We start from the raw sequence: 24,299 nt of genomic DNA on the forward strand, positions 1-24,299 counted from the left end.
AAGCCCCTGCATCCGTAAAGGCTGCAGGGGCTTCTCGTTAAGCCTGCATCAGGTCACTGGTCGGCAGGCTTGCTCTGGCGCTTGTTGATCTCATCGATCAGGCGCTTGGCCAGGGCCGGGTAGTTTTCGTCAAAGTGGTGGCCGCCAGGCAGTTTGATGGCTTCGCCCACGGCGGTCTTGTCGGTGCAACCGCTTTCGTCAGCCTCTTCGCCGCCATAGATGCACACCACTTTCTCGGCAGGCAGCTTGGCCATTTCCGGGCCGGTGGCCGCCTCGGTGCCGGCGTTGCCGAGCCAGCCTTCGACTTCGATCTCGAAGCTGCCGGTGCGGGCGAAGGCCAGCAGGATGATCGCATCGACCCGCTGTTGTTCGGTGGCTGGCAGGCGATTGTAGATGGCCGGCAGCACGTCGGCGCCGAAGGAGTAGCCGGTCAGGATGAAGCGCTTGGTGCCCCAGATCTGACGGTAGTGCTGCATCAGTTCGGCCAGGTCGACCGCGCTCTGCTCAGGGCTCTTGTGCTGCCAGTAGTAGCGCAGGGTGTCGATACCGACCACTGGGTAGCCGATCTTGGCCATTTCATCGGCCACGTCGCGGTCCAGGTCACGCCAGCCACCGTCGCCGGAGAGGAACAGGGTTACGGTGTCCCGCGCCTGGCTGGCTGGGACTTCCACCACCGGGATGCTCAGGCCACCCTTGCCCTTGTCGGCGCCTACCAGGATCTTGCGCAGTTCGTTGTTCAGCACTTGCGGCAGGTTGATGTCGTAGTCGCTGATGCTGGTTTCGGCATTTTTCTGATCCCGTACGAAACCGGCGCTGGTGTCGTCAGGGTTATCGTTCCACGCCACCAGCCAGTGGCCATGGGCCGCGCTTTTGGGCAGCAAGTGCGTGCAGCCGGGTTTTTCCAGGGCCAGGTCCACCGAAACGGCCTTGGCCTTGTCGTCTTTCTGCTCGGCCAGCCAGCGCCAGGCCAGTACGGCGCCAGGGCCGATGCCGCTAACCAGCGTGGCCGGCCCCTGGAGCTGCCGCAGGCCCGCTTGCAGGGCGCGGCCTTGCAGCATGCAGTCCTTGGGCAGGATCACCTGGACGATCTGTGCCGAGCCGCTGCGGCTGAGGGTCGTCAATTGGGTGTCGCTGAGCTTCTGGTCTTCATTGACCGCCACCAGCACCTGGGCACGTGGCTTGGTGCCAGGGATGACCCGGGTCATTGCCACGCCGTCGGCGGGCGCCAGTTGTTCCAGGGTGGGTTGCGGGGCCGGGCGGTTCCAGTACCAGTAACCGCCACCGAGAATCACCGCCAGCACCAGCAGGGCGGCCACTACGTATCGCCAGGAGCGTTGCATCATCAGCGTTTCACCAGTCCAGTCAGGCCGCCTGCAATCAGGGCGGCAGTATCGGCCAGCGCCACCAGCGGATCGAGTCCGGCGGGCACGGCCATGTAACGAGGTTCCCAGTCAGGCTGGAATTTATCTTTGAAGCGGCGCAGCCCCTGGAAGTTGTAGAGCTGCTCGCCACGGCGGAACACCATCGAGCCTAGGCGCTGGGTCAGCGGTGCGCCACGACGCGGCTGCAGGCCCGACAGTGGGACCATGCCCAGGCTGAAACGGGCAAAGTCATGGTTCTTATAGTGTTGGATGAGGCCGACCATCATGAACTCCATGGTCAGCTTCGGGGCTTCGGGGTGGGCGCGCATCAGGTCGAGGCTGGCCAGATCATGGCTGTGGGTCTCCAGCAGGTTGGCGAATGCGACCGGGCGGCCTTCGAATCGAATCACCGCGATACGAAAGTGCTTGAGGTAGTCGTCGCTGAAACGGCCCAGGGAAAAACCTTTCTCGCGCACGTTCTTGCCGGTCAGCCAGGCATCGGAAATGACCTTGAGCTCATCCATCGGCGCCTGGCCCGGTTCGTGGATCTCCAGCGAAAGCCCGTCACGGGTGCCGCGGTTCCAGGTGTAACGCAAGTCCTTCATCTCTTTGCCCTTGGCTTCGAGATCGAAACGCTTGAGGTCGACCCGTGCTTCCTCGCCCAGCTTGATGGCTGTCAGGCCGATGTCCATGTAGTACGGCAGGTTCTCGGCACGCACCTGGTAGAACACCGGGCGGGCATGGTGGATGTCACACAGGTCACGGAACTGCCAGATCATTTCGGCCCGTTGTTGGGTTGGCCCGATAGGGTCATACAACGCCACCAGGCTGCGACCACGGCGGGCATACATCAGGAAGGCTTCGTCGTTGGGGTGAAACAGCAATGCCTTGTCACCGGTCAGGGCCAGGCCACCGTCGGGTTGCGAAGACGCCATGAGGATCGTCTTGGCCCGCTCCAGTTCTTCTGCGGTCGGCAAATGGATCACCGGCCGGGCGGTGCGCAGCAGCCAGGTCAGGGACACCACCACCAGCAGCACTGCCGCCCCCAGCAGCGAGCGCAGGCCACGAGGGGCGTCGGCGTCGAGGGTGAACTGCCACCAGAGTTGATGGCTGTAGGGCACGTCCTGGTAAGCAAACAGCAACAGCCAGATCGACGCGCCAAGCACGCAAAGGCTGGCGATCAGGAACAGTGGGGAAAACGGCAGCTCGGTCAGGCGACTCGGACGATAGAAGGAACGTCGGAATACCGCCAGCAGGGAGGCCGTCAGCGTCAACAACGTGGCTTCTTCCCAGTCAAAACCCTTGAGTAGGGAGAGCAGGGCGCCCACCAGCAGCAAAATAGTGGTCAGCATCCAGGCCGCCGACAGGCGGCGACGCAGCCCCTGGGCGAGCAACAGGCACAACACGCCCACCAGGCTGGCACCGAAGTGCGAAGCGTCGACCAGCCGATGAGGGATGAGGAAACCGATGTGCTCCAGGCGGGTGTCGATTTCTGGTGTCACCCCGGAAAACAGCAGCACCACGCCCGAGAGGAACACCAGCACTGCCAGGATCGGTGCCGCGAAGCCCGATGCCGCCCGCAGGGTCTGGCGCGTCTGGAACAGCCGTTGCGCTTCATTGATCAGCAGCAATACACAAGCCACCAGCATCGGCAGCAGCACGTAGATCAAGCGATACAGCAACAGCGCGGCGGCCAGTGGGGCGGCGCCGAGTTTGTCGGCAAACGCGGCCAGCAGGATCGCTTCGAACACGCCGACACCGCCCGGTACATGGCTGAGCACCCCGGCGGCCAGCGCCAGCAGGTACACCAGCAGGAAAGCGCCGAACGGCGGCGCCTCGGGCAGCAACAGATACAACACGGTGGCGGCGGCGGCGACGTCCAGCGCGGTGATCACCAGTTGCAGAAAGGTCAGGCGTCGGCCCGGCAGGCGCAGTGTGCGGCGCCCGGCCTTGACCAACAGGCTGTCCCGATGAGGCTGTTCCGGCAGGCGCCGGCGGTAAATGCCGATGGCCAACACGCTGGTGAGCAGCAGCACCGCCACGGAAATGGCCCCCAGCAAAGTCGCAGGCAGGTGCAGCGCGGCGGACGCGGCGGGCAGGTTGCTGAGGGTCGCCAGGGCCGCCAGCGGCGGCAACGCGCAGCCCAGGGACAGGCTGGCGAACAGCGTCATGTGGGCGACATCCGAGGCCCCCAGGCCATGACGCGCATACAGGCGGTAGCGCACCGAACCGCCCGACAGCAGTGACAGGCCAATGGCATTGCCGATGGCGAACGCGGTGAATCCGCCCAGGACCATGGTTTGTGGTGGCAGCGTCACTCCGGCGTAACGGCTGGCGGACCATTCGTAGCCCAGGAGAATGATGAAACCGGCCACCGTGGCGGCGATCGCACCGAGCAGGGCTGGCCGGGGCACCTCCAGAATAGAGTCGTGCAGGGCGTACAGATCGAGCTCGCTCAGCAGGTGGCGGCAGGCAATCAATGCAATCGCAAACAGCAGCAGCGTGACGGCGAGGCCGATGGGCTGGCGGTACTGGCTGATCCGATCCAGCCAACGCAGTCGCTCGGCCTTGATCGGTTGTGTCGCAGTAGCGGAGTCTTGCGGGTCAGACGAGTGGGCGCGCATCAATCACCTCTTGAGCTATGCGCGACAGGATGGGGGTATCCAGCCAAGTTACCAATCCCTGCGGCAGAAAATAATTACAAAACATTTGTAATGAAGTCTTTTTCGCCAGACACAAAAAAGGCCACTCTTTCGAGCAGCCTTTCTTGATATTTGGTTGCGGGAGCCGGATTTGAACCGACGACCTTCGGGTTATGAGCCCGACGAGCTACCAGACTGCTCCATCCCGCGTCTGTGTGGCGGCATTCTACAGGCGAACGCCCGAGTGTCAACCGTTAAAAGGCGATGGGGCCAAATAAACGAGCGATCCACACCTGGTCTTCCTAAATGCTCGGAATGTAAGGGAATTGTCCTACAACTTGGGGGGGGGCGTGGAGGGGCGCAGGCGGCGACTCTCTGATCATGTAGTCAAAAACGAGCACGCACAAAAAAGGCCACTCTCTCGAGTAGCCTTTCTTGATGTTTGGTTGCGGGAGCCGGATTTGAACCGACGACCTTCGGGTTATGAGCCCGACGAGCTACCAGACTGCTCCATCCCGCGTCTGTGTGGCGGCATTCTACAGAGGATCGCCTTGCTGTCAACCCCGGCGTCATAAAAACCTGTTCCGCTTCAAGCGCTTAGACTTGGTAAAGGGCATTGTGACAGCGCTGTGACGCAGGCCTGGCAAGGGCTGGCGCTCTATCGGATGATTCGCTGCGATTGAATAAATAAATTTATGTAGGCACTTTCCTTACTGAGCGAAGGATCTTTCAAACTACTGGTGCTATATACAGGTGCGAGTGCGATACTGGTGACCCGATTCGTCGCACACTCCGCTTCTTTATGACGCAACGTAAAATCATCCACGTCGACTGTGACTGCTTCTATGCCGCTATCGAGATGCGCGATGACCCGCGGCTGGCCGGCAAGCCCCTGGCGGTGGGTGGTTCGGCGGATCGGCGGGGCGTGATTGCCACCTGTAATTATGAGGCTCGTGCCTATGGCGTACGCTCGGCCATGTCCTCCGGTCACGCGTTGAAGCTCTGTCCGGATCTCACTATCGTCAAGCCACGAATGGATGCCTACAGGGAAGCGTCGAGGGAAATTCATACGATTTTCAGCGATTACACTGACCTGATCGAGCCGCTGTCGCTGGACGAGGCTTACCTGGACGTCTCCGCCAGCGCTCATTTCGGTGGCAGCGCCACCCGCATCGCCCAGGATATTCGCCGACGCGTTTCCAACCAGTTGCACATCACCGTGTCCGCAGGCGTCGCGCCGAACAAGTTCCTGGCCAAGATCGCCAGTGACTGGAAAAAGCCCAACGGCCTGTTCGTCATCACCCCGGACCAGGTCGAGGACTTCGTCTCGGCCCTGCCGGTCAGCAAGCTCCACGGTGTTGGAAAAGTCACCGCCGATAAGCTGAACCGGCTTGGTATCGTCGATTGCCTGCAATTGCGTCAATGGGACAAGTTGGCGCTGGTGCGCGAATTCGGCAGTTTCGGTGAGCGGCTCTGGAGCCTGGCCCGTGGGATCGATGAGCGTCTGGTGCACAACGACAGCCGACGGCAGTCCATCAGTGTGGAAAATACCTACGATGTCGACCTGCCCGACCTGGTGAGCTGTCTAGACAAGCTGCCGGAACTGATGGAAACCCTCAGCGGACGCATGGCGCGGATCGACAGCAGTTATCGGCCGGGCAAGCCGTTCGTCAAAGTGAAGTTCCACGACTTCACCCAGACCACTCTGGAGCAGGCTGGGGCGGGGCGGGACCTGGGCAGTTACCAATTGCTGTTGACCCAGGCGTTCAACCGCGGTGGTAAACCGGTGCGATTATTGGGGATAGGCGTGCGGTTGGAAGATTTGCGCGGTGGGTTCGAGCAGTTGGAGTTGTTTGAGCGGTGAGGCTGACGATGAGTGCCCTGCTTGGCGCGGTCCTTGTGGCAAGGGAATCCTGTAGGAGCAAGGCTTGCTCGCGATGGCATCCTTGAGACCGCCCTCGCGGGCAAGCCCTGCTCCCACAGGTCTCTCCTTCACACAACCTCCTGCCGCAGGAGGTATTTCAATTCACGCCAGGATCCGCCACCAGCCGCCCGCCATCCTTGGTCAGCGCTTTCATGAATTCGGCTTGCAGCTCTGGATCATTGCGGGTCAGTTCGATCAGGCTCTGCTCCAGTTCGCTGGCTTCTTCTTCCAGTCCCAGCTCCGACAGGCGCTTGACTCGATGAACCCACTGGCTCACTTCGTCGTCTTCCAGGTCGTCGTAGATCAACGCATGGGCTTCCAGCAGCTTGCTGCGCAAGGTGCTGCTGATGCTCAGGGATGAGTCGGTGTGCACTTCGTCCTGGGCATCCGTCACGCTGATCTGCAATTTGCCGAACTGGCTCAGATCCTGTTCGGCGAACGGGCTTTCCAGCAGGTTCAAGCGCAGCACGCCGTTACGGTCGGTGCTCAGCTCGAAGGTCTGCCGGGCGGCCTTGACCTCCACCGGGCGTTCGCTCCAAGGCAGGCTCGAGTGTTCCGTGCGCTTGTCGCGCTGGACTTCGTCGATGCCCGCCAGGTTCTGCTGGGCACGACCATGGGAAGGGACGTTCATGAATGGGTTGAGCCCGGCGAAACCATAGCTGATCCAGTCACGGGTCACGGTGTCCGGCAGGCTGCCGAGGGCGAACACATTGACCACGTTCGCGCCGACACCGGCCACCACGGCCACGGCACCCAAGGGGATTTCGTAAATCTCCCGCCAGGGTTGGTACGGCGTGTAACGATCGTAATGGCGCGTGACCTCGAACTCAGTGACTTCGAAAGTCTTCTGCTCGTTGATTCGCACCCGCCGCTGGGGCAGGTCGAGCACCTTGGGTTCGCCCACGTCGATCTGCAGGCTGTGGTCGAGCAATTTACGCTCGACCCGCTCTTCGTGCTCGCTGCGTTGTGACATCTGGTTGGCACAGCCGCTGACCAGCAGGGCGCCACACAGGGCGGCGCCACCGAGGCCTAAGGTGTTTCGCTTGAACATGACGTCTCTATCTGGTGTCAGCGGCGGATACGGGCCTGGAGGAACGACAGCACGTCGGCGACCGGCAGCGCTTGCGGCTCGGCCTCGGTGCGGCTCTTGTATTCCAGGTTGCCTTCGGCCAGGCCACGGTCACTGACGACGATCCGATGGGGGATGCCGATCAGTTCCATGTCCGCGAACTTGATGCCGGGGCTGGTTTTCTTGTCGCGGTCGTCCAGCAGCACTTCGAAGCCGGCGGCCGTCAATTCGGCGTAGAGCTTGTCGGTGGCTTCACGCACCAGGTCGGTTTCATAGCGCAGCGGCACCAAGGCAATCTGGAAAGGCGCCAGTGTGTCGCTCCAGATGATGCCTTTCTCGTCGTTGTTCTGCTCGATGGCGGCTGCCACCACGCGGGAAACGCCGATGCCGTAGCAACCCATTTCCAGGGTGACCGGCTTGCCGTTCTCGCCCAGCACTTCGCACTTCATCGCCTTGCTGTACTTGTTACCCAGCTGGAAGATGTGCCCGACTTCGATGCCGCGCTTGATTTCCAGGGTGCCCTTGCCGTCCGGGCTCGGATCGCCGGCCACGACGTTGCGCAGGTCCGCGACGGTTGGCACCGGCAGGTCGCGTTCCCAGTTCACGCCGAAATAGTGCTTGTCATCGATGTTGGCACCGATGGCGAAGTCGCTCATCAACGCCACCGAGCGGTCGATGATGATCGGCAGCGGCAGGTTCAGCGGGCCGAGGGAACCGGCACCGGCGCCGATGGCGTCGCGCAGTTCGGCGTCGGTGGCCATGACCAGCGGGCTGGCGACGCCAGGCTGGTTGGCGGCCTTGATTTCGTTCAGCTCATGATCGCCACGGATGATCAGGGCAATCAGCTTGCCGGCTTCTTCCGCGCGGACGATCAGGGTCTTGATGGTCCGTTCGATCGGCAGGTTGTGGCCTTCCACCAACTGGGCAATGGTCTTGGCGTTCGGAGTGTCCACCAGGCGCAGCTCTTCGGTCGGCGCGGCGCGGGAGGTTTCCCGCGGCACGGCTTCGGCTTTCTCGATGTTGGCGGCGTAATCGGAGCCATTGCTGAAGACGATGTCGTCTTCGCCGGACTCGGCCAGTACGTGGAACTCGTGGGAGCCGGCACCGCCGATGGAGCCGTTGTCGGCTTCAACCGGGCGGAATTTCAGGCCCAGGCGGGTGAACACGTTGCAATACGCCTGGTGCATGCGGTCGTAGGTGACTTGCAGCGAGGCCAGGTCGGTATGGAACGAGTAGGCGTCCTTCATGATGAATTCGCGACCGCGCATCAGGCCGAAGCGTGGACGAATCTCGTCACGGAACTTGGTCTGGATCTGGTACAGGTTGATCGGCAACTGCTTGTAGCTGCTCAACTCGTTGCGCATCAGGTCGGTGATCACTTCTTCGTGGGTCGGGCCTGCACAGAAGTCGCGACCGTGACGGTCTTTGATGCGCAGCAGCTCAGGGCCGTACTCTTCCCAGCGCCCCGATTCCTGCCACAGCTCGGCCGGTTGGGTGCCCGGCATCAACACTTCCAGGGAACCGGCGGCGTCCATCTCTTCGCGAACGATGGCTTCCACCTTGCGCATGACCCGCAGGCCCATCGGCAGCCAGGTGTACAGGCCCGAGGCGAGTTTGCGGATCATGCCGGCACGCAGCATCAACTGATGGCTGATCACGACGGCGTCGGAAGGCGTTTCTTTCTGTGTGGCGAGCAAAAATTGACTGGTGCGCATGGTTGGCCGTTGTCGGTTGCTGATGACGAGAAGTGACGGAGCATTGTACGGGCGAGATGCCCTGGCGTACAGGCGCGTGGCCGGTCGCCAGGTGCGAACGCCGGTTTCCCCGGCGTTTGCTGAAGTTTCCTACGACTCTTCTGCGGGCCGGGTGGGCGCCGGTTCCTCGGTCGGGGGCGAATCTTGGCGCCGGTTCTCCTGGAACCAGTGCAGGGCGATCAGCACCAGGGTCGGCACGCCAAGCAGGGCGGTGATCAGGAAGAAGTTGTGATAACCGAACTTCTCCACCATCACCCCTGAATAACCACCGATCAAGCGCGGCAGCAACAGCATGATCGAGCTGAGCAGGGCGTATTGGGTGGCGGAGAATTTCAGGTTTGTAAGACTCGACAGATAGGCGACGAACGCTGAAGTGGCCAGGCCGGAGCTGAAGTTGTCCAGGGAGATGGTGACGATCAACATCTTCAGGTTGGCGCCCATGTCGGTGAGCATCAGGAAGAGGATGTTGGTGCCGGCCGAGGCGACACCGCCTATGAACAGGATGGGCAGGATGCCGAAACGGACGATCAGCAGGCCGCCCATGCCGGCACCGACGAGGGTCATGATCAGCCCGAAAATCTTGCTGACGCTGGCGATCTGGTCCTTGGTGAAGCCCTGGTCGATGTAGAACACGTTGGCCATGACGCCCATGACCGTGTCGGACATCCGATAGGTTGCGATCAGCCCGAGCAGCAGCAGGGCCTGCCAGCGGTAACGGAGGATGAAATCGTTGACCGGCGTCAGCACTGGCGCCAGTCCACGGCGACCCATGGCCGACAGGCACAGGGCAGTCAGGATGATGTAGAGGATGGCCCGCAGGAACGCACGGTCTTCGAGCAGCAGGTCGAGCAGGCTGACGCCCTCGAACAGCACGCTGGCGAAATCGGTGTTGTAGAGTTGGGTGAACATCGCCGGGACTGACACCAGCAGCACGATGAGCACGAACACCGACGCCAACTGATGAACGAACGTGTAGCGTCCGGCCTGCAATTGGGTGCGCAGCGGCACTGGCGGCTCGCGCATGAACAGCGAGGTCAGCAGCGCCGGGACCATCAATACGCCGAACAGCAGGTAGGTACCGGCCCAGGCCGAGTGCTTGTAGCTGAAGCCGGTGGAGCCAAATCCTTCGGCGAAGAACAGGGCGCCAGCGGTGGCCAATAGCGCGGCGATGCGATAACCGGACATGTAGCTGGCGGCGAGGGCGGCCTGGCGGGTGTCGTCGGCGATCTCCAGGCGATAGGCGTCGACGGCGATGTCCTGCGTCGCGGAGGCGAAGGCGACGATGACGGCGATGGCGATCAACCAGGACAGGTGTTTTTGTGGGTCGCAAAAGCCCATGCCGATCAGGCCGAGGATCACCAAGGCCTGGGAGAGCACCAGCCATGAGCGGCGACGCCCCAGTTTGCCCAGTAGCGGCAGGCGCCATTGGTCGAGCAGCGGCGACCAGACCCACTTGAAGGCATACGCCAGGCCGATCAGGCTCGCATAGCCAATGGTTTCGCGGGCCACGCCGGCCTCGCGCAACCAGACCGAAAGCGTGGAAAACACCAGCATGTAGGGCAAGCCGGCGGCGAAGCCAAGCAGCAACAGCACGAGCGTCGAGGGACTGGCATAGGCGGCGAGGGCGGCGCGCCAGGTTTTACGGGGCATGGGCTGGAGTCTGCCTCAAAAATTGCGAAAACAAAGCGCGCACTCTAACCGCTGTGCTCTACCGGGCGCCAGCCATGGCGCTGAATATCAACACGATTGTTCAGGACACTGACTCCCTCCATGCGCAGGCGTGCGCGCTGTTCATCTCCTGAAGAGCTGCCCACCGGCAGACTGATCCGACCGCCGGCACCCAAGACTCGGTGCCAGGGCAGCTTGGTGTCATTCGGCAATTGGCTGAGGGTCCGCCCGACCCAGCGCGCCGCACGGCCCAGGCCGGCCATTTCGGCGAGTTGGCCGTAGGTGACGACCTTGCCCGCCGGCACTTGTGCCAGGGTCAGGTAGAGGGTGGTGCGGCGGATTTGGGCAGCGTTCTCGGTATCCGCTGGGGTATCAGTCACGTTGGGGGCTCCTCGGGTGTCCGTCTGTAGATTAATTCCTACAAGGTTGATTGAGAAATGAACTCATCACCCATACACGGGTCAGTCCTTGCTGAGGTGTCATCCTGGGGGATAATGCCGCCTTTTCACCGCAAACTTGAGCCCTTTATCGCTTATGTTGTCTAGAACCCTGCTATGCCTGGCTGTTGCCAGCGCCTCTACGCCCTTGCTCGCCGACACTGTCTGGTTGAAGAATGGGGACAAACTCAGTGGCAAGATTACCGTTTTCGATGGCGGCAAGCTGCTGATCCAGACCGATTACGCCGGTGCGATTCCCATTGACTGGAAACAGGTCAAGACCCTGGAGAGTGACCAGCAACTCCTGGTCAAGCAGGATGCCTATACCGGCGAGAAAGCCAAGGCGTTGCAGGCGGCCGAGGATGGCAAGGTCACTTTGGCCAACGGTGATGCGCCCAAGACCGTCGAGCTGGCCAGTATCCAGCAGATTCTCAAGCCCAAGCCGGTGGTCGAGGACCTGGTGTGGAAAGGCAATATCGATGCCGCGCTGGATTACCAGCGTGCGGAAAACGATACCGACGATTACGACATCGACTTCAAGACTTCGGCACGCCACGGCAGATGGCGGCACACAGCCGAAGGCGAATACAACCGTGAGTTCCAGGACGATGTGGTTTCCGCCGATAACTGGCGCTTGGAGTATTCCCTCGACCGGTTCCTGACGGACAAGTGGTTCTGGCAAGGCCGCCTGAACTACAAGCGGGACAAAGTCGAAGACCTGGCGCGCCAGCGCGTGGTGGGTACCGGTCCGGGCTATCAATTCTGGGATGACGAGCTGGGTGCGTTCTCGCTGGGTTCGCTGTTGAACCGCACCGATTATGAATACCGTGACGGCGGCAAGGACAACTTCTATTCCGTCGCCATGAAGTGGGACTACAACCGCTACCTGATTGGCAAGCGCGTCGAGTTCTTCACCAACGGCGAAGTGGGCAAACCGCTGTCCGATGTGGCGGATTACGCTTACGACGCAGAGATCGGGTTGCGCTATAAGGTGACCGATTGGGCGTCGCTCAACCTCAAGGCCGAGAAGGATGTCATCGAGGGTACCGAAGACAGCGACTTGAGCAAGACGCGCTACACGGCTGGGTTTGGCGTTACCTGGTAGTCCCAGGCTAACCAGCAAACCCATGTGGGAGCGGGCTTGCTCGCGAAAGCGGTGTGTCAGTCAACGTTGATGTTGCTGATCCACCGCTTTCGCGAGCAAGCCCGCTCCCACAGTTTTTTGTGCACAGTAGAAAACTGACAGGCACAAAAAAGCCCCGCTTTTGAGGGCGGGGCCTTTTACTAAAGCAAGGACAAGTTAGATAACTTGAACTTCTTCAGCTTGCATGCCTTTCTGACCGCGGGTAGCGATGAAAGAAACCTGTTGGCCTTCTTTCAGGCTTTTGAAGCCGTCGGATTGGATAGCTTTGAAGTGAACGAACAGGTCGTCACCGGATTGTGGAGTGATGAAGCCGAAGCCTTTTTCATCGTTGAACCACTTAACGGTACCGGTTTGGCGATTAGACATGGTGTAACTCCTTGAACAAAGATAACTGCGACTCAGGAAGAACCCTGGCCGAGACTGAGTGCAAAGAGCAGGAAAAATTCTTGTAGATGGTTGGATCGAAATTCAACATATCGTGTAGAGATTCTCAGTGACACAAGCAGCACAGTGGCGCCACCTTAACCCTTTTTCCGGAACGTGCCAATGGTCTTTGCGAAGGTTTCTCGGATTTAGTGACTGGCGGTGCGCGGTATTGCCGTCAGGACCCGGAAATCAAGGTGGATCGGCGAGAATTGCGTGTCGCGCTTTGAACCCGGCCCCGTGCCCCGGTAAGATGCCGGACGTATTTTTTCCACCTCGCTATTTCAGGAAACCGCCATGAGCATCAAATCGGACAAGTGGATTCGCCGCATGGCGCAAGAGCACGGCATGATCGAGCCCTTCGTCGAGCGCCAGATGCGTGGCGAAGGCGCCGACCGGCTGATCTCCTTCGGTGTCTCCAGCTACGGCTACGACGTGCGCTGCGCCGACGAATTCAAGGTGTTCACCAATATCAATTCGGCTACCGTCGACCCGAAGAACTTCGACGAGAAGAGCTTTGTCGACGTCAAGAGCGATGTCTGCATCATCCCGCCGAACTCCTTCGCACTGGCCCGCACTGTCGAGTACTTCCGCATTCCGCGCAACGTGCTGACCATTTGCCTGGGCAAGAGCACCTACGCCCGTTGCGGCATCATCGTCAACGTCACGCCGCTGGAACCGGAGTGGGAAGGCCACGTGACCCTGGAATTCTCCAACACCACGACCTTGCCGGCGAAAATCTACGCCAACGAGGGTGTGGCGCAGATGCTGTTCCTCGAATCCGATGAAGAGTGCGAAGTGTCCTACAAGGATCGTGGCGGCAAATACCAGGGCCAGCGCGGTGTAACGCTGCCGCGTACCTGAATCTGACGAGCTGCTGGAATTCCTGGGCGGGTAGGCACTCTATTGCGTGTACTGCCCGTTTTTTGTGCGTCAGCGCAGCGGGCCTTCGCTCAGGAGTTGCTCTATGAAGATCGATCCGCGAATCAGTGCCGAACTGGCAAGGCTTGAGCCCAATCAGATCGGCGTCATGGCCTGGTCATTGCTGGCCCATCCTGCCGAAGCGGCGGGTGGCATTCCCGGCCAGCCCGATCCCGATACTCCCAACGAACAACCCAACGATCCCACTGAACCCGGCGAACCGACCTTGCCGGATGAGCCGCCTCCTGCGCCTGTTGCCTGATGAGACGATGGCCCGGCAGCGATAGCACCGCGTGCTTCAGTTGACGGGCCATATTTCGTTATCGCCGAGGACAAAAATCCTGCAATCGCTGTCGTGCTCGACTCGATAGCCGCCCGTGAACGCACCGAAGGCCGGTAGCAGGCTGATCTCGCTGCCCAGTCGAAAGCAGGCCAGGCGCAGGCGTTGCCGGCCTTTGCCGCTCAGGTGGTAGACCGGGTGCACGTGACCGGCCAGCACATGGCGGCTGGGGTGCGGGTCAGGCTCGTGTTGTACGGCGAAAGGGCCCAGCAGCAGGGGCTCCGGTACGACGCGAATATTCAGCGCTGGCGGTGGGTCGCCGGCGCGTTTGTCATGGTTGCCCCGAATCAGCGTCATGGCCAGGTGCGGATGTCGCTCACGCCAATCGGCAAGGGCCTGCAAGGTGCCGGGCGCGTGGGAGCCCGGGCCGTGGAGAAAATCCCCGAGGAAAAGCAACTGTCGACACGGCAGGCTGGCCAGTATTGCATCGAGTACGGCGATGTTGCTGGCGGTGGTGCCATGGGGTACCGGTTGCCCGAGGCTGCGGTAGGCGGCGGCCTTGCCGAAATGAACGTCGGCCACCATCAGGGTTTCCTGGGCGGGCCAGTACAGGGCTTTTTCCGGGAGCAACCAGAGTTCTTCTCCGGCCAGGCTGACAGGATAGGGCGCTGGCATCAGGCGTCACCGCGATCGGCAGTCTTTTCCAGCTCGCTGACCATTCGCCGGATGCGGTCGGCGAGCTTTTCCGAGCTCATGCTTTCCCGGAACCGCTCCACCAGTAGCGGGAACCCGAGTGGGGTGGGGCGCTTGATCACGTGCAGGTCCAGCGTCAAGGTATCGAGGCGTTGCAAGGTCTGCTCCAGTCGATGGATATCCAATTCTTCACGCAGAACTTCCTCCCCAGCCTGGGCCAGCAACAGATTGTCGGCGTCGTATTGCTTGAACACCTGGAAGAACAGCCCACTGGACGCCTGCACTTGCCGGGTGCTTTTCGGCGCACCGGGGTAGCCGGCGAAGACCAGCCCGGCGATCCTGGCGATTTCGCGAAAGCGCCTGAGGGCCAGTTCCCCGGCATTCAGGCTCGCAAGCACGTCGGCGAGCAGGTGATCGACGCTCAGCAGTCCCGGGGTCAGGTACTGCGACCAATCCACTGCCGTGGCACTGAGCAGCTCCAGGCCGTAATCGTTGACCGCAATGGAAAACGTCAGCGGTTGTTGCCGACTGACACGCCATGCCAGCAGGCTGGCCAGGCCCAGATGAACCTGGCGTCCGGCAAATGGGTAGAGGAACAGATGCCAGCCTTCCCGGGACTTGAGGGCTTCGGCCAGTAATGTGCTTTGCGTGGGCAACCCGGACCAGCGTTGCTGAGTCAGCAGCAAGGGCTGCACGGCCTGCATCTCCGGGCCCTCGAAACGGCCCGCGGCGGCTTCGCTCAAACGGGCCACGACGGCGGCCGCCAGTTCGCTGGAGAGCGGCATGCGTCCGCCGTTCCAGCGCGGTACGGCGGCTTTCTTGGCCTGGCTGCGTCGCACGTAGGCGGTCATGTCTTCGACCCGGACCAATTCCAGCAGCCGCCCGGCGAACAGGAAACCGTCACCGGGGCGCAGGCGGGCGATGAAGCCTTCCTCTACGCTGCCCAGGGGCTTGCCGCCTCCGCCCTTGCTCCAGAACTTCAATTGCAGGCTGGCATCGCTGACGATGGTGCCGATGCTCATGCGGTGGCGGCGGGCCAGGCGTGCGTCGGGGACGCGCCAGATCCCGTGTTCGTCCGGCTCGACCCGTCGGTAGTCAGGGTAGGCGGTCAAGGACAGGCCGCCATGACGTACGAAAGCCAGGGCCCAGGCCCATTCGGCTGGGTTGAGATCGCGGTAGGCCCAGGCGCCGCGCACTTCCCGAAACAGTTCATCGGGCACGAAGCCGCCACCCAGGGCCATGCTGACCAAGTGCTGCACCAGGACATCCAGCGGCTTGTGGGGCGATTCGCGAGGTTCGATGCGCCGTTGGGCCACGGCGTCCTGTGCGGCGGCGGCCTCGATCAACTCCAGACTGTGGGTCGGCACCAGCGTCACCCGCGAGGCGCGCCCCGGTGCGTGGCCGGAGCGCCCGGCCCGTTGCATCAGACGTGCTACGCCCTTGGCCGAACCGATCTGCAGTACCCGTTCCACTGGCAGGAAATCCACCCCCAGGTCCAGGCTGGACGTACAGACCACCGCCTTGAGCTGGCCGTCCTTCAATGCCTGTTCCACCCAGTCCCGGGTATCACGCGACAGCGAGCTGTGGTGCAGGGCGATCAGCCCGGCCCAATCGGGCCTCGCCTCAAGAAGCGCCTGATACCAGATTTCCGACTGTGCCCGGGTATTGGTGAAGACCAGGCAACTGCTGCTGGCGTCGATTTCGGCAACGACCTGGGGCAGCATTTTCAGGCCGATGTGCCCGGCCCAAGGGAAGCGTTCGAGGGCCGGGGGTATCAGCGTGTCGACCTGCAGTGCCTTGCCGTCGGCCCCCTGCACGCTGACCCCGTTGCCCTGCGGGATCAATACCTGTTCGGCGTGGGCCTGGTTGCCCAGGGTCGCGGACACGCCCCAGACGATGAGTTCGGGATGCCAGTGCCGCAAGCGCGCCAGGGCCAGTTGCAATTGCACACCACGTTTATTGCCGAGCAACTCGTGCCATTCATCCACCACGACCATGCGCAGGCTCGAGACGGCGACTTGCGCATCGGCCCGGGCGAGGATCAGGGTCAGGCTTTCGGGAGTGGTGATCAACGCGGTTGGCAGGCGCCGGCCCTGGCGGGCGCGTTCGCTGGCACTGGTGTCGCCGGTACGCAGGCCGACGCTCCACGGCAGGTTCAGGTCTGCCAGGGGCGTTTCGAGGGCTTTGCCAGTGTCGGCAGCCAGCGCCCGCATTGGCGTGATCCACAGCACCGTGAGCGGCTCGGCCGGCGGTTTGCGTTTGCGCGGTTTATCCGGCGGTGGGGCGGGGCGGGCGTAGCGGTTGAGGGCGGCGAACCACACGGCGTAGGTCTTGCCGGCACCGGTGCTGGCATGCAGTAAACCGGATTGTCCTCGCTTGACGGCGGTCCAGACCTGCTTCTGAAAGGCGAACGGCTTCCAGCCGCGGGCGCTGAACCACTGGTTTGCGAAGTCGTTGGATGTCGCCATGCCTGCCGTGTGCGCCCTGAAAGTCCTTCTTCAGTGACCACGGCGAGCGATGAAAGGTTTAATGGGGAGTCAGTGCAGGGGGCCTGTGGGAGCAAAGCTTGCTCCCACAAAATCCCCTTGCCACAAGGTTTATTTCAGGTTGCCACTGAGAAACTGCTTGAGGCGTTCGCTGGTGGGATTGCCCAGCACGTCTTCCGGCCTGCCTTCTTCTTCCACCAGGCCCTGGTGCAGGAACAGCACCTGATTCGAGACTTTGCGGGCGAAGCTCATTTCGTGGGTCACCATGATCATGGTCCGGCCTTCTTCGGCCAGGCCCTGGATCACCTTCAGCACCTCGCCCACCAGCTCCGGGTCCAGGGCCGAGGTCGGTTCGTCGAACAGCATCACCTCCGGCTCCATCGCCAGGGCGCGAGCAATGGCCACGCGCTGTTGCTGGCCGCCGGAGAGGAACGCCGGGTACTGCTCGGCAACCCGCGCCGGCAGGCCGACCTTGTCGAGATAACGACGGGCGCGGTCGTCGGCTTCCTGTTTGCTGACACCCAGCACCCGGCGCGGCGCCATGGTGATGTTTTCCAGCACGGTCATGTGGCTCCACAGGTTGAAGTGCTGGAACACCATGGCCAGGCGCGTGCGGATGCGTTGCAGTTCGTTGGCGTCGGCCACGTGCATGCCGTGGCGGTCCTTGATCATCTGGATCGGCTGGCCGTCCAGGCTCATGGCGCCGTCGTTGGGTTGTTCCAGGAAGTTGATGCAGCGCAAAAACGTGCTTTTGCCTGAGCCGCTGGCGCCGATGAGGCTGATGACGTCGCCGGTCTTGGCCTTGAGCGAAACGCCCTTGAGCACTTCATGTTCGCCATAGCTTTTATGCAGGCCTTCGATGGTCAGTTTGTACATGGAGCATGCATCCTCAAGGCGAAAGTAAGTAGCCGCTGCGGTAGGCTTCGGTGCCGGCGACATGGGCGATGACCATGCCGGCAGTCGCCATGCGGCGCAGCGAGCGGGCGTACATCAGCCCGGCGTTACGGCAATGGACAGGGGTGACAGTGTCGTTGACCGGGTCAATGACTTCCGCCACCAGTTGCCCCGCCTCCAGATACTCGCCGGGCAGGGCGCTATAGACCAGCAACCCGCCCACGGGCGTTGCCACCGGCTCGACAGCGGCCAGCGGCGTGGCAGGGTAGGGCAGTTCTGGCATTGGCATCGGTTCGCCGTCGATGGCGCCGAAACGGATCAGGTACTCGATCAGGGCCTGGCAGTCGAGGCTCGCCAGCCCGTGGTTGACGTCACCCTGGCCACGCAATTCCACTGTGACCGAAAAGCTGCCCAGGGGGATCTCGTAGCGTTCGCCGAAGCGTTCCTTGAGTTGCCACCAGAGCAGGGTGAAGCATTCGTCGAACGACTGGCCACCCGAATCGGTCGCCAGCAGGCTGGCTTCGGCACCGATGTAGCGCGCCAGCGGCTCGACCTGCGGCCAGGCTTCGGGCGTGGTGTAGAGATGGGCCACGGCTTCGAAGTCGCAATGCAGGTCCAGCACCATGTCGGCGTCGCAGGCCAGCCGTTGCAGGGTCAGGCGCAGGGATTGCAATTGCGTGCCTGGGGTCTGCCGGGCGAGAGCGTCGCGCAAGCTGGTGCGGATCAGCATCAGGTTGTGCTGCGGATCGTCGGTGAGCAGGTCCTGGATGTCGTTGCCGATCTCTTCGCTCAGGTCGACGAAGCGCCGGTTGAAGTTCTGCCCGCTCTCGGTTTCGTAGCGGCCCAGGGGCACGTCCATCAACACCTGTTCGAGGCCGATGGGGTTGGCGACGGGCACCAGCACGATCTCGTGCCGCAGGTGGCCCGACGCTTCGAGTTCGGCCAGGCGCTGCTTGAGGTGCCAGGCGACCAGCATGCCGGGCAGTTCATCGGCGTGCAGGGACGACTGGATGTAGATCTTGCCCTCGGCTTTTTCCGGGCCGAAGTGGAAGCTGTGGATCTTGCGCGCGGTCCCCGGTACGGGCCCCAGCAAGTCATGGATCTGGTGGCGCATTTGCGTGTGTTTCCTGGAACAAAAGCCCTAGTGGGTCGGCCCGAGAAAGGCCAGCCAGCGGCGTTCGGCGAGGCGGAAGAGGCCCACCAGTGCAAAGGTGACGGTCAGGTAGATCAACGCGGCGATGCCAAACGACTGGAACGTCAGGAACGTGGCCGAGTTGGCGTCCCGGGCGACTTTCAGCACATCAGGAACGGTAGCGGTGAACGCCACGGTCGTCGAGTGCAGCATCAGGATCACTTCGTTGCTGTAGTACGGCAGCGAACGACGCAGGGCCGAGGGCATGATCACGTAGGCGTACAGCTTCCAGCCGGTGAGGCCGTAAGCCTTGGCCGCTTCGACTTCGCCATGGTTCATGCTGCGGATCGCCCCGGCGAAAATCTCCGTGGTGTAGGCGCAGGTGTTCAAGGCGAAGGCCAGGATCGTGCAGTTCATCGCATCGCGGAAGAAGCTGTCGAGCAATGGCTGGGCGCGCACCGCTGCGATGCTATAGATGCCGGTGTAGCAGATCAGCAATTGGATATAAAGCGGCGTGCCACGGAACAGGTAGGTGTAGAACTGCACCGGCCAGCGTACGTAGAACTTGGGTGAAACCCGGGCGATGGATAGTGGGATCGACACCACGAAACCGATCAGCAGCGAGGCGCTGAGCAGCCACAGGGTCATGGCCAGGCCCGTGACGTTGACGCCATCGCTGTAAAGGAACGGCCGCCAGTATTCTTGCAGAAGTTCGATCATCGCACCGCCTCCCGGGCTCCGGCGGCGTAGCGACGTTCAAGCCAGCGCAGGACGAAATTGGACGCGCTGGTGATCAGCAGGTAGATCAGTGCCGCCAGTACCAGGAAGTAAAACAGTTGGTAGGTGCTCTTGCCCGCATCCTGGGCGGCCTTGACCAGGTCGGCCAGGCCGATGATCGACACCAGCGCGGTGGCCTTGAGCATCACCATCCAGTTGTTGCCGATACCCGGCAGGGCAAAGCGCATCATTTGTGGAAACACCACGAAGCGAAAGCGCTGGCCACGCTTGAGGCCATACGCGGTGGCGGCTTCGACCTGGCCCCGGGGGACCGCGAGGATCGCGCCGCGAAAGGTTTCGGTGAAGTACGCGCCATAGATGAAACCCAGGGTGATCACCCCGGCGCCGAATGGGTCGATTTCGATGTATTCCCATTCCATGAAGTCGGTAAACGAGGTCAGCCAGGTTTGCAGGCTGTAGAAAATCAGCAGCATCAGCACCAGGTCCGGCACGCCGCGAATCAGCGTGGTGTAGAGCTGGGCAGGAATTCGCAGCAGTTTGACGCTGGACAGCTTGGCGCTGGCGCCCAGCAGGCCGAGCAAGACGCTCAGCAACAAGGACAGGGCCGACAGCTTGATGGTCATCCAGGTGCCTTGCATCAGCAACGGGCCAAAGCCCTGCAGGCTGAAGGCGGAGAGCCCCAGATTTTGTAGGAGTTGTTCGAACATGAAAGAGGCCTTTGGCAGGAGAAAAGCGCCCATCCGAGGCCGGATGGGCGCCGCGCATTATTTGCCGCTGTACAGATTCAGATCGCCAAAGTGTTTTTTCTGGATTTCGGCGTACTTGCCGTCGTCGTGTAACGCTTTGATACCTTTGTCCAAAAGAGCCTTCAGCTCGGTGTTACCTTTCTTGATACCGATGGCGGTCTTGGCCGGCAGCAGTTCGCTGTCCACTGGCTTGCTGATTTCATAGCCTTCGCCTTTTGGCGATTTCAGGAAGCCCAGCTCGGCTTGCAGCATGTCCTGGATCGCTGCATCGAGGCGGCCGGAGGTCAGGTCGGAATAGACCTGGTCCTGGTTCTGGTAGGCCTGGGTCTTGACGCCGGCCTTGTCCAGCACGGCCTTGGCGTAGGCTTCCTGGATGGTGCCTTGTTCGTAGCCGACGGTTTTGCCTTTGAGCGAGGCAACGTCTTCGCTCAAGCCTGAACCTTTCTTGAACACATACGCCGTCGGGCCGGAGAACAGCTCGCTGGAGAAGTCGATGACTTTTTCGCGGGCCGGGGTCACGGTCATGGAAGAGATCACACCGTCGAACTTATTGGCTTTCAGGCCAGGGATCATGCCGTCGAAATCGCTTTCGACCCATTTGCATTTGACCTTCAGTTCCGCGCAGATCGCATTGCCCAGGTCAATGTCGAAACCGACCAGGCTGCCGTCGGCGGCCTTGGATTCAAACGGGGCGTAGGAGGGGTCGACACCAAAACGCAGTTCCTTGTATTCCTTGGCCGTGGCGACGCCGGCGGCCATGCACAACGCCAGTGCAGAAAGGGTCAGCAGTGCTTTTTTCATTATTCAATCCCTAAAACCAATATGAGCGCTTGTGGCGCGTAAGTATTGTTACCGGTGAAGGCGAGAACGGTATGACGGCATAAAGGTAGCAATTTCCGAACCAGAGTGCCGAACAAGTGTTTTAAAAGCACGGACGGCTGTGGACGGAACGCGATGGTGCGCGAGGGTGAGCGTACATCAAAAAGCGCACCGGGATGGAGCGTGCGTTGTTTGGGGAAACACTATGGGGGGAGCAATTATTTGTGGCGAGGGGATTATCCCCGCTGGGCTGCGCAGCAGACCCAACAGTCAGCCGCCTCGGAGTGTCAGGTTGTTCATCTCAGGCTTTTTGGGGCTGCTTCGCAGCCCAGCGGGGATAAATCCCCTCGCCACAAAGGGAGTGCCTGCTATTTCAGTAGGTCCTGGAGCGTTGCCAATGTGTCGGCTTCGTCGACGCGCTTGTCCTGGCGCCAGCGCAACATCCGCGGAAAGCGCACCGCGATCCCACTCTTGTGGCGCTTGGACAGGGCGATGCCCTCGAAGCCCAGCTCGAATACCAGGGTCGGCGTGACACTGCTCACCGGGCCGAACTTTTCCACGGTGGTCTTGCGCACGATGCTGTCGACCTGGCGCATTTCTTCATCGGTCAGCCCCGAATACGCCTTGGCGAAGGGCACCAGGCTGCGTTCGCGACTGCCCGGCGGGTTGTCCCACACCGCGAAGGTGTAGTCGCTGTAGAGGCTGGCGCGCCGACCGTGGCCGCGCTGGGCATAGATCAACACCGCGTCGACACTGAACGGGTCGATCTTCCACTTCCACCACACGCCCATGTCCTTGGTCCGACCGACGCCGTACAGGGCATCGCGGGCCTTGAGCATCATGCCTTCGACACCGAGGCTGCGAGAGGCTTCGCGTTGCCGGGCGAGGTCGAACCAATCCGGGCCGGTGACGATCGGCGATGGCAATAGCACCGGGCTATGGGCGCGGGCAATCAGCGCTTCCAGTTGCTCGCGGCGCTCGACCTGGGGGCGGCTGCGCCAGTCTTCGCCTTGCCATTCCAGAAGGTCGTAGGCCATCACCACCACGGGCGCATCCTCGAGGATTTTCTTGCCCAGGGTCTTGCGCCCGATGCGCTGTTGCAGCAGGGCGAAGGGTTGCACCGCCGGTTGCAGCGGCGCATCCGGGTCGAAGGCGTCTTCGGTCAACGGCTCGGTGGTTTTCCACACGACGATTTCTCCGTCGATGACCGTGCCGTCGGGCAGCGCCTGGGCCAACACCTGCAATTCAGGGAAGCGCTCGGTTACCAGGTCCTCACCCCTGGACCAGACCCAGAGCTGGCCGTCACGCTTGACCACCTGGGAGCGGATGCCATCCCACTTCCATTCCACTTGCCAGTCACTGGCCGGCCCCAGCAGCGCGTCGAATTGCTCCACCGGTGCGGACAACCCATGGGCCAGGAAGAATGGATAAGGCTGGCCGCCGCGCTGGGCGTGCTCATCGGCGGATTCGGCGGCGATCAACTTGAGGTAGCCGGCGGCAGTCGGACGATGGGACAGATCGGTATAGCCCACCAGGCGCTGGGCCACCCGCTTGCTGTCCAGGTTGGCCATGCCGGCCAGGGCCCGGGTTACCAGCAGTTTGGATACGCCGACGCGGAAACTGCCGGTGATGAGCTTGATACACAGCATCAGGCTCGGTCGGTCCAGTTGTGCCCACAATGCTGGCAGCCGCTGCGCCAACACCTCGGGCGATTCGCCGCGCAACGGCAGCAATTTCTCCTCGATCCACAGCGCCAGGCCTTCGTCGGAGCTGTGGGGCGATTCCGGCAATACCAGCGAAATGGTTTCGGCCAAGTCGCCCACGGCCTGGTAGCTCTCTTCGAACAACCACGTCGACAAGCCCGACACCTGCACTGCCAATTCCCGCAGAATCTTGACCGGCACCAGTTGCCGTGGGCGTCCACCGGAAAGGAAATACACGGCCCACGCGGCGTCCTGGGGCGGGGCCAGGGTGAAATAATTTTGCATGGCGGCAAGCTTGGCGTTGCTGGAGGTCGTAGCGTCCAATTCAGCGTACAGCTCGGCGAAGGCCTTCATGACGCCCCCTCGCTGGTGTCGGCACCGAGCTCTTCTTCATCGTCGCCGTATTCGGTGATGAAACCCTGGGCGTCGAGGCCTTGCTCGCACAAATGGCGCACTAGCACGCCGACCGAGCCATGGGTGACCATTACCCGTTCGGCGCCGGTCTGTTCGATGGCCCAGAGAAGGCCGGGCCAGTCGGCGTGATCGGACAGCACGAACCCCCGGTCCACGCCACGCCGCCGACGTGTACCGCGCAGGCGCATCCAGCCGCTGGCGAAGGCGTCGCTGTAGTCACCGAAACGGCGCATCCAACTGCTCCCCCCGGCGGAGGGCGGGGCGATGACCAGCGCCTGGCCCATGATCGGGTCGTTCTTCTTCACGTCGCCGGCATAGATCGTCGGCGGTAGCCGCACGCCGGCCTCGCGGTAGACCCGGTTCAGCGGTTCCACCGCGCCATGGGCCAGGATCGGTCCGAGGCTTTCATCGATGCCGTGGAGAATCCGCTGGGCCTTGCCAAAGGAATAGCAGAACAACACGCTGGCGCGACCGACCGCGATGTTCCCGCGCCACCATTGGTTGATCTCGTCGAAGACTTGCGCCTGGGGCTGCCAGCGATAGATGGGCAGGCCGAAGGTCGATTCCGTAATGAATGTATGACATTTCACCGGTTCGAACGGCGCACAGGTACCGTCGGGCTCGACCTTGTAATCCCCCGATGCCACCCAGACCTCACCTTGGTATTCCAGCCGCACCTGGGCCGAACCCAGTACATGGCCGGCGGGATGGAAACTCAAGGTCACGCCGTGATGCCGCAAGCGCTCGCCGTAGGGCAGGGTTTGCAAGTTGATGTCCTGGCCCAGGCGTGAGCGCAGAATGCCTTCGCCGGGTGCCGCTGCCAGGTAGTGTTGGTTGCCGATGCGGGCATGATCGCCGTGGGCGTGGGTGATAACCGAACGTTCGACCGGGCGCCACGGGTCGATGTAGAAATCTCCAGGCGGACAGTACAGGCCTTCGGGGCGGGCAATGACAAGATCCATGCAGTCACCGGGGCGATGGGCTTGTCAGGTAGAGGCTCAGGCGAGAGGGGAAGTTCTATCGGATTGTTGGCGGACAGGATCAGGTGACA

The 24,299-nt window shown here is 61.9% G+C and carries 20 protein-coding genes and 2 tRNA genes; 4 read left to right on the top strand and 18 right to left on the bottom strand.

What is annotated here, in order from left to right; genetic code table 11:
- Positions 1 to 53: 53 nt before the first annotated feature.
- The 4 genes from PBDP_RS06045 to PBDP_RS06060 form a co-directional block, all read right to left on the bottom strand.
- Positions 54 to 1,343 carry a virulence factor family protein gene (locus PBDP_RS06045; protein WP_109755679.1) on the bottom strand — a complete coding sequence of 430 codons (1,290 nt, stop codon included), beginning with the start codon at positions 1,341 to 1,343 and terminating at the stop codon, positions 54 to 56.
- Positions 1,343 to 3,985, bottom strand: coding sequence for a bifunctional lysylphosphatidylglycerol flippase/synthetase MprF (mprF, locus tag PBDP_RS06050; protein WP_116831594.1), 2,643 nt, complete (start codon positions 3,983 to 3,985; stop codon positions 1,343 to 1,345). The genes PBDP_RS06045 and mprF overlap by 1 nt, the downstream gene beginning before the upstream one ends.
- 151 nt (positions 3,986 to 4,136) lie before the next feature.
- Positions 4,137 to 4,213: transfer RNA gene (locus PBDP_RS06055), tRNA-Met, on the bottom strand.
- A 233-nt stretch (positions 4,214 to 4,446) separates the two neighbouring features.
- Positions 4,447 to 4,523 (bottom strand) — tRNA-Met (locus tag PBDP_RS06060).
- Positions 4,524 to 4,805: 282 nt separating this feature from the next.
- On the opposite strand from PBDP_RS06060, the gene dinB reads away from it, so the two are divergent.
- Positions 4,806 to 5,867, top strand: coding sequence for a DNA polymerase IV (gene dinB / locus PBDP_RS06065; RefSeq protein WP_109755681.1), 1,062 nt, complete (start codon positions 4,806 to 4,808; stop codon positions 5,865 to 5,867).
- 157 nt (positions 5,868 to 6,024) lie between these two features.
- Here dinB and PBDP_RS06070 read toward each other — a convergent pair whose 3' ends face one another.
- The 4 genes from PBDP_RS06070 to PBDP_RS06085 form a co-directional block, all read right to left on the bottom strand.
- Positions 6,025 to 6,978, bottom strand: coding sequence for a hypothetical protein (locus PBDP_RS06070; RefSeq protein WP_109755682.1), 954 nt, complete (start codon positions 6,976 to 6,978; stop codon positions 6,025 to 6,027).
- A 17-nt stretch (positions 6,979 to 6,995) separates the two neighbouring features.
- The gene (locus tag PBDP_RS06075) at positions 6,996 to 8,711 is read right to left on the bottom strand and encodes a proline--tRNA ligase (RefSeq protein WP_116831595.1); all 1,716 of its coding nucleotides are present in this window, start codon (positions 8,709 to 8,711) and stop codon (positions 6,996 to 6,998) included.
- 129 nt (positions 8,712 to 8,840) lie between these two features.
- Positions 8,841 to 10,400: an AmpG family muropeptide MFS transporter gene (locus tag PBDP_RS06080; RefSeq protein ID WP_109755684.1), complete on the bottom strand. Its 1,560-nt coding sequence runs from the start codon at positions 10,398 to 10,400 to the stop codon at positions 8,841 to 8,843.
- A gap of 44 nt (positions 10,401 to 10,444) precedes the next feature.
- Complete coding sequence (locus tag PBDP_RS06085) at positions 10,445 to 10,798, bottom strand: MGMT family protein (RefSeq protein WP_109755685.1); 354 nt, start codon at positions 10,796 to 10,798, stop codon at positions 10,445 to 10,447.
- 154 nt (positions 10,799 to 10,952) lie between these two features.
- Here PBDP_RS06085 and PBDP_RS06090 point away from each other — a divergent pair, with 154 nt between their 5' ends.
- On the top strand, positions 10,953 to 11,960 hold the full coding sequence (locus PBDP_RS06090) for a DUF481 domain-containing protein (RefSeq protein WP_109755686.1): 1,008 nt from the start codon (positions 10,953 to 10,955) through the stop codon (positions 11,958 to 11,960).
- Between the two features lie 195 nt (positions 11,961 to 12,155).
- Here the strand turns inward: PBDP_RS06090 and PBDP_RS06095 are convergent, their stop codons facing one another.
- Entirely contained in the window at positions 12,156 to 12,365 is a 210-nt protein-coding gene (locus PBDP_RS06095; RefSeq protein ID WP_002554837.1) for a cold-shock protein, read from the bottom strand.
- Between the two features lie 354 nt (positions 12,366 to 12,719).
- Here PBDP_RS06095 and dcd point away from each other — a divergent pair, with 354 nt between their 5' ends.
- Together dcd and PBDP_RS06105 are read left to right on the top strand one after the other, a co-directional pair.
- Positions 12,720 to 13,286, top strand: coding sequence for a dCTP deaminase (gene dcd, locus PBDP_RS06100; protein ID WP_003184751.1), 567 nt, complete (start codon positions 12,720 to 12,722; stop codon positions 13,284 to 13,286).
- Between the two features lie 103 nt (positions 13,287 to 13,389).
- Entirely contained in the window at positions 13,390 to 13,605 is a 216-nt protein-coding gene (locus PBDP_RS06105) for a hypothetical protein (RefSeq protein ID WP_109755687.1), read from the top strand.
- A 36-nt stretch (positions 13,606 to 13,641) separates the two neighbouring features.
- Here the strand turns inward: PBDP_RS06105 and pdeM are convergent, their stop codons facing one another.
- The 9 genes from pdeM to PBDP_RS06150 all read right to left on the bottom strand — a co-directional run bounded on the left by pdeM (position 13,642) and on the right by PBDP_RS06150 (position 24,210).
- Positions 13,642 to 14,298, bottom strand: coding sequence for a ligase-associated DNA damage response endonuclease PdeM (gene pdeM, locus PBDP_RS06110; RefSeq protein ID WP_176688533.1), 657 nt, complete (start codon positions 14,296 to 14,298; stop codon positions 13,642 to 13,644).
- A complete protein-coding gene (locus PBDP_RS06115) occupies positions 14,298 to 16,784 on the bottom strand; it encodes a ligase-associated DNA damage response DEXH box helicase (protein ID WP_212801956.1) in 2,487 nt (828 codons plus the stop codon). Before PBDP_RS06115 ends, pdeM begins: the two co-directional genes overlap by 1 nt.
- A 129-nt stretch (positions 16,785 to 16,913) precedes the next feature.
- Positions 16,914 to 17,678, bottom strand: coding sequence for an ABC transporter ATP-binding protein (locus tag PBDP_RS06120; RefSeq protein WP_109755690.1), 765 nt, complete (start codon positions 17,676 to 17,678; stop codon positions 16,914 to 16,916).
- Between the two features lie 13 nt (positions 17,679 to 17,691).
- A complete protein-coding gene (locus tag PBDP_RS06125; protein ID WP_109755691.1) occupies positions 17,692 to 18,810 on the bottom strand; it encodes a succinylglutamate desuccinylase/aspartoacylase family protein in 1,119 nt (372 codons plus the stop codon).
- Positions 18,811 to 18,837: 27 nt separating this feature from the next.
- Positions 18,838 to 19,548, bottom strand: coding sequence for an ABC transporter permease (locus PBDP_RS06130; protein ID WP_109755692.1), 711 nt, complete (start codon positions 19,546 to 19,548; stop codon positions 18,838 to 18,840).
- Positions 19,545 to 20,273: an ABC transporter permease gene (locus tag PBDP_RS06135; RefSeq protein ID WP_109755693.1), complete on the bottom strand. Its 729-nt coding sequence runs from the start codon at positions 20,271 to 20,273 to the stop codon at positions 19,545 to 19,547. Before PBDP_RS06135 ends, PBDP_RS06130 begins: the two co-directional genes overlap by 4 nt.
- A 57-nt stretch (positions 20,274 to 20,330) precedes the next feature.
- Positions 20,331 to 21,113: a transporter substrate-binding domain-containing protein gene (locus PBDP_RS06140; RefSeq protein WP_109755694.1), complete on the bottom strand. Its 783-nt coding sequence runs from the start codon at positions 21,111 to 21,113 to the stop codon at positions 20,331 to 20,333.
- Between the two features lie 386 nt (positions 21,114 to 21,499).
- The gene (locus PBDP_RS06145) at positions 21,500 to 23,188 is read right to left on the bottom strand and encodes an ATP-dependent DNA ligase (RefSeq protein ID WP_109755695.1); all 1,689 of its coding nucleotides are present in this window, start codon (positions 23,186 to 23,188) and stop codon (positions 21,500 to 21,502) included.
- Positions 23,185 to 24,210 (bottom strand): ligase-associated DNA damage response exonuclease, encoded by a 1,026-nt coding sequence (locus tag PBDP_RS06150; RefSeq protein ID WP_212801957.1) that lies wholly within the window; start codon positions 24,208 to 24,210, stop codon positions 23,185 to 23,187. Before PBDP_RS06150 ends, PBDP_RS06145 begins: the two co-directional genes overlap by 4 nt.
- Between the last annotated feature and the right edge of the window lie 89 nt (positions 24,211 to 24,299).

Origin of the sequence: Pseudomonas sp. St290, assembly GCF_018325805.1 — a bacterium.
Taxonomy (GTDB): Bacteria; Pseudomonadota; Gammaproteobacteria; order Pseudomonadales; family Pseudomonadaceae; genus Aquipseudomonas; species Aquipseudomonas bijieensis.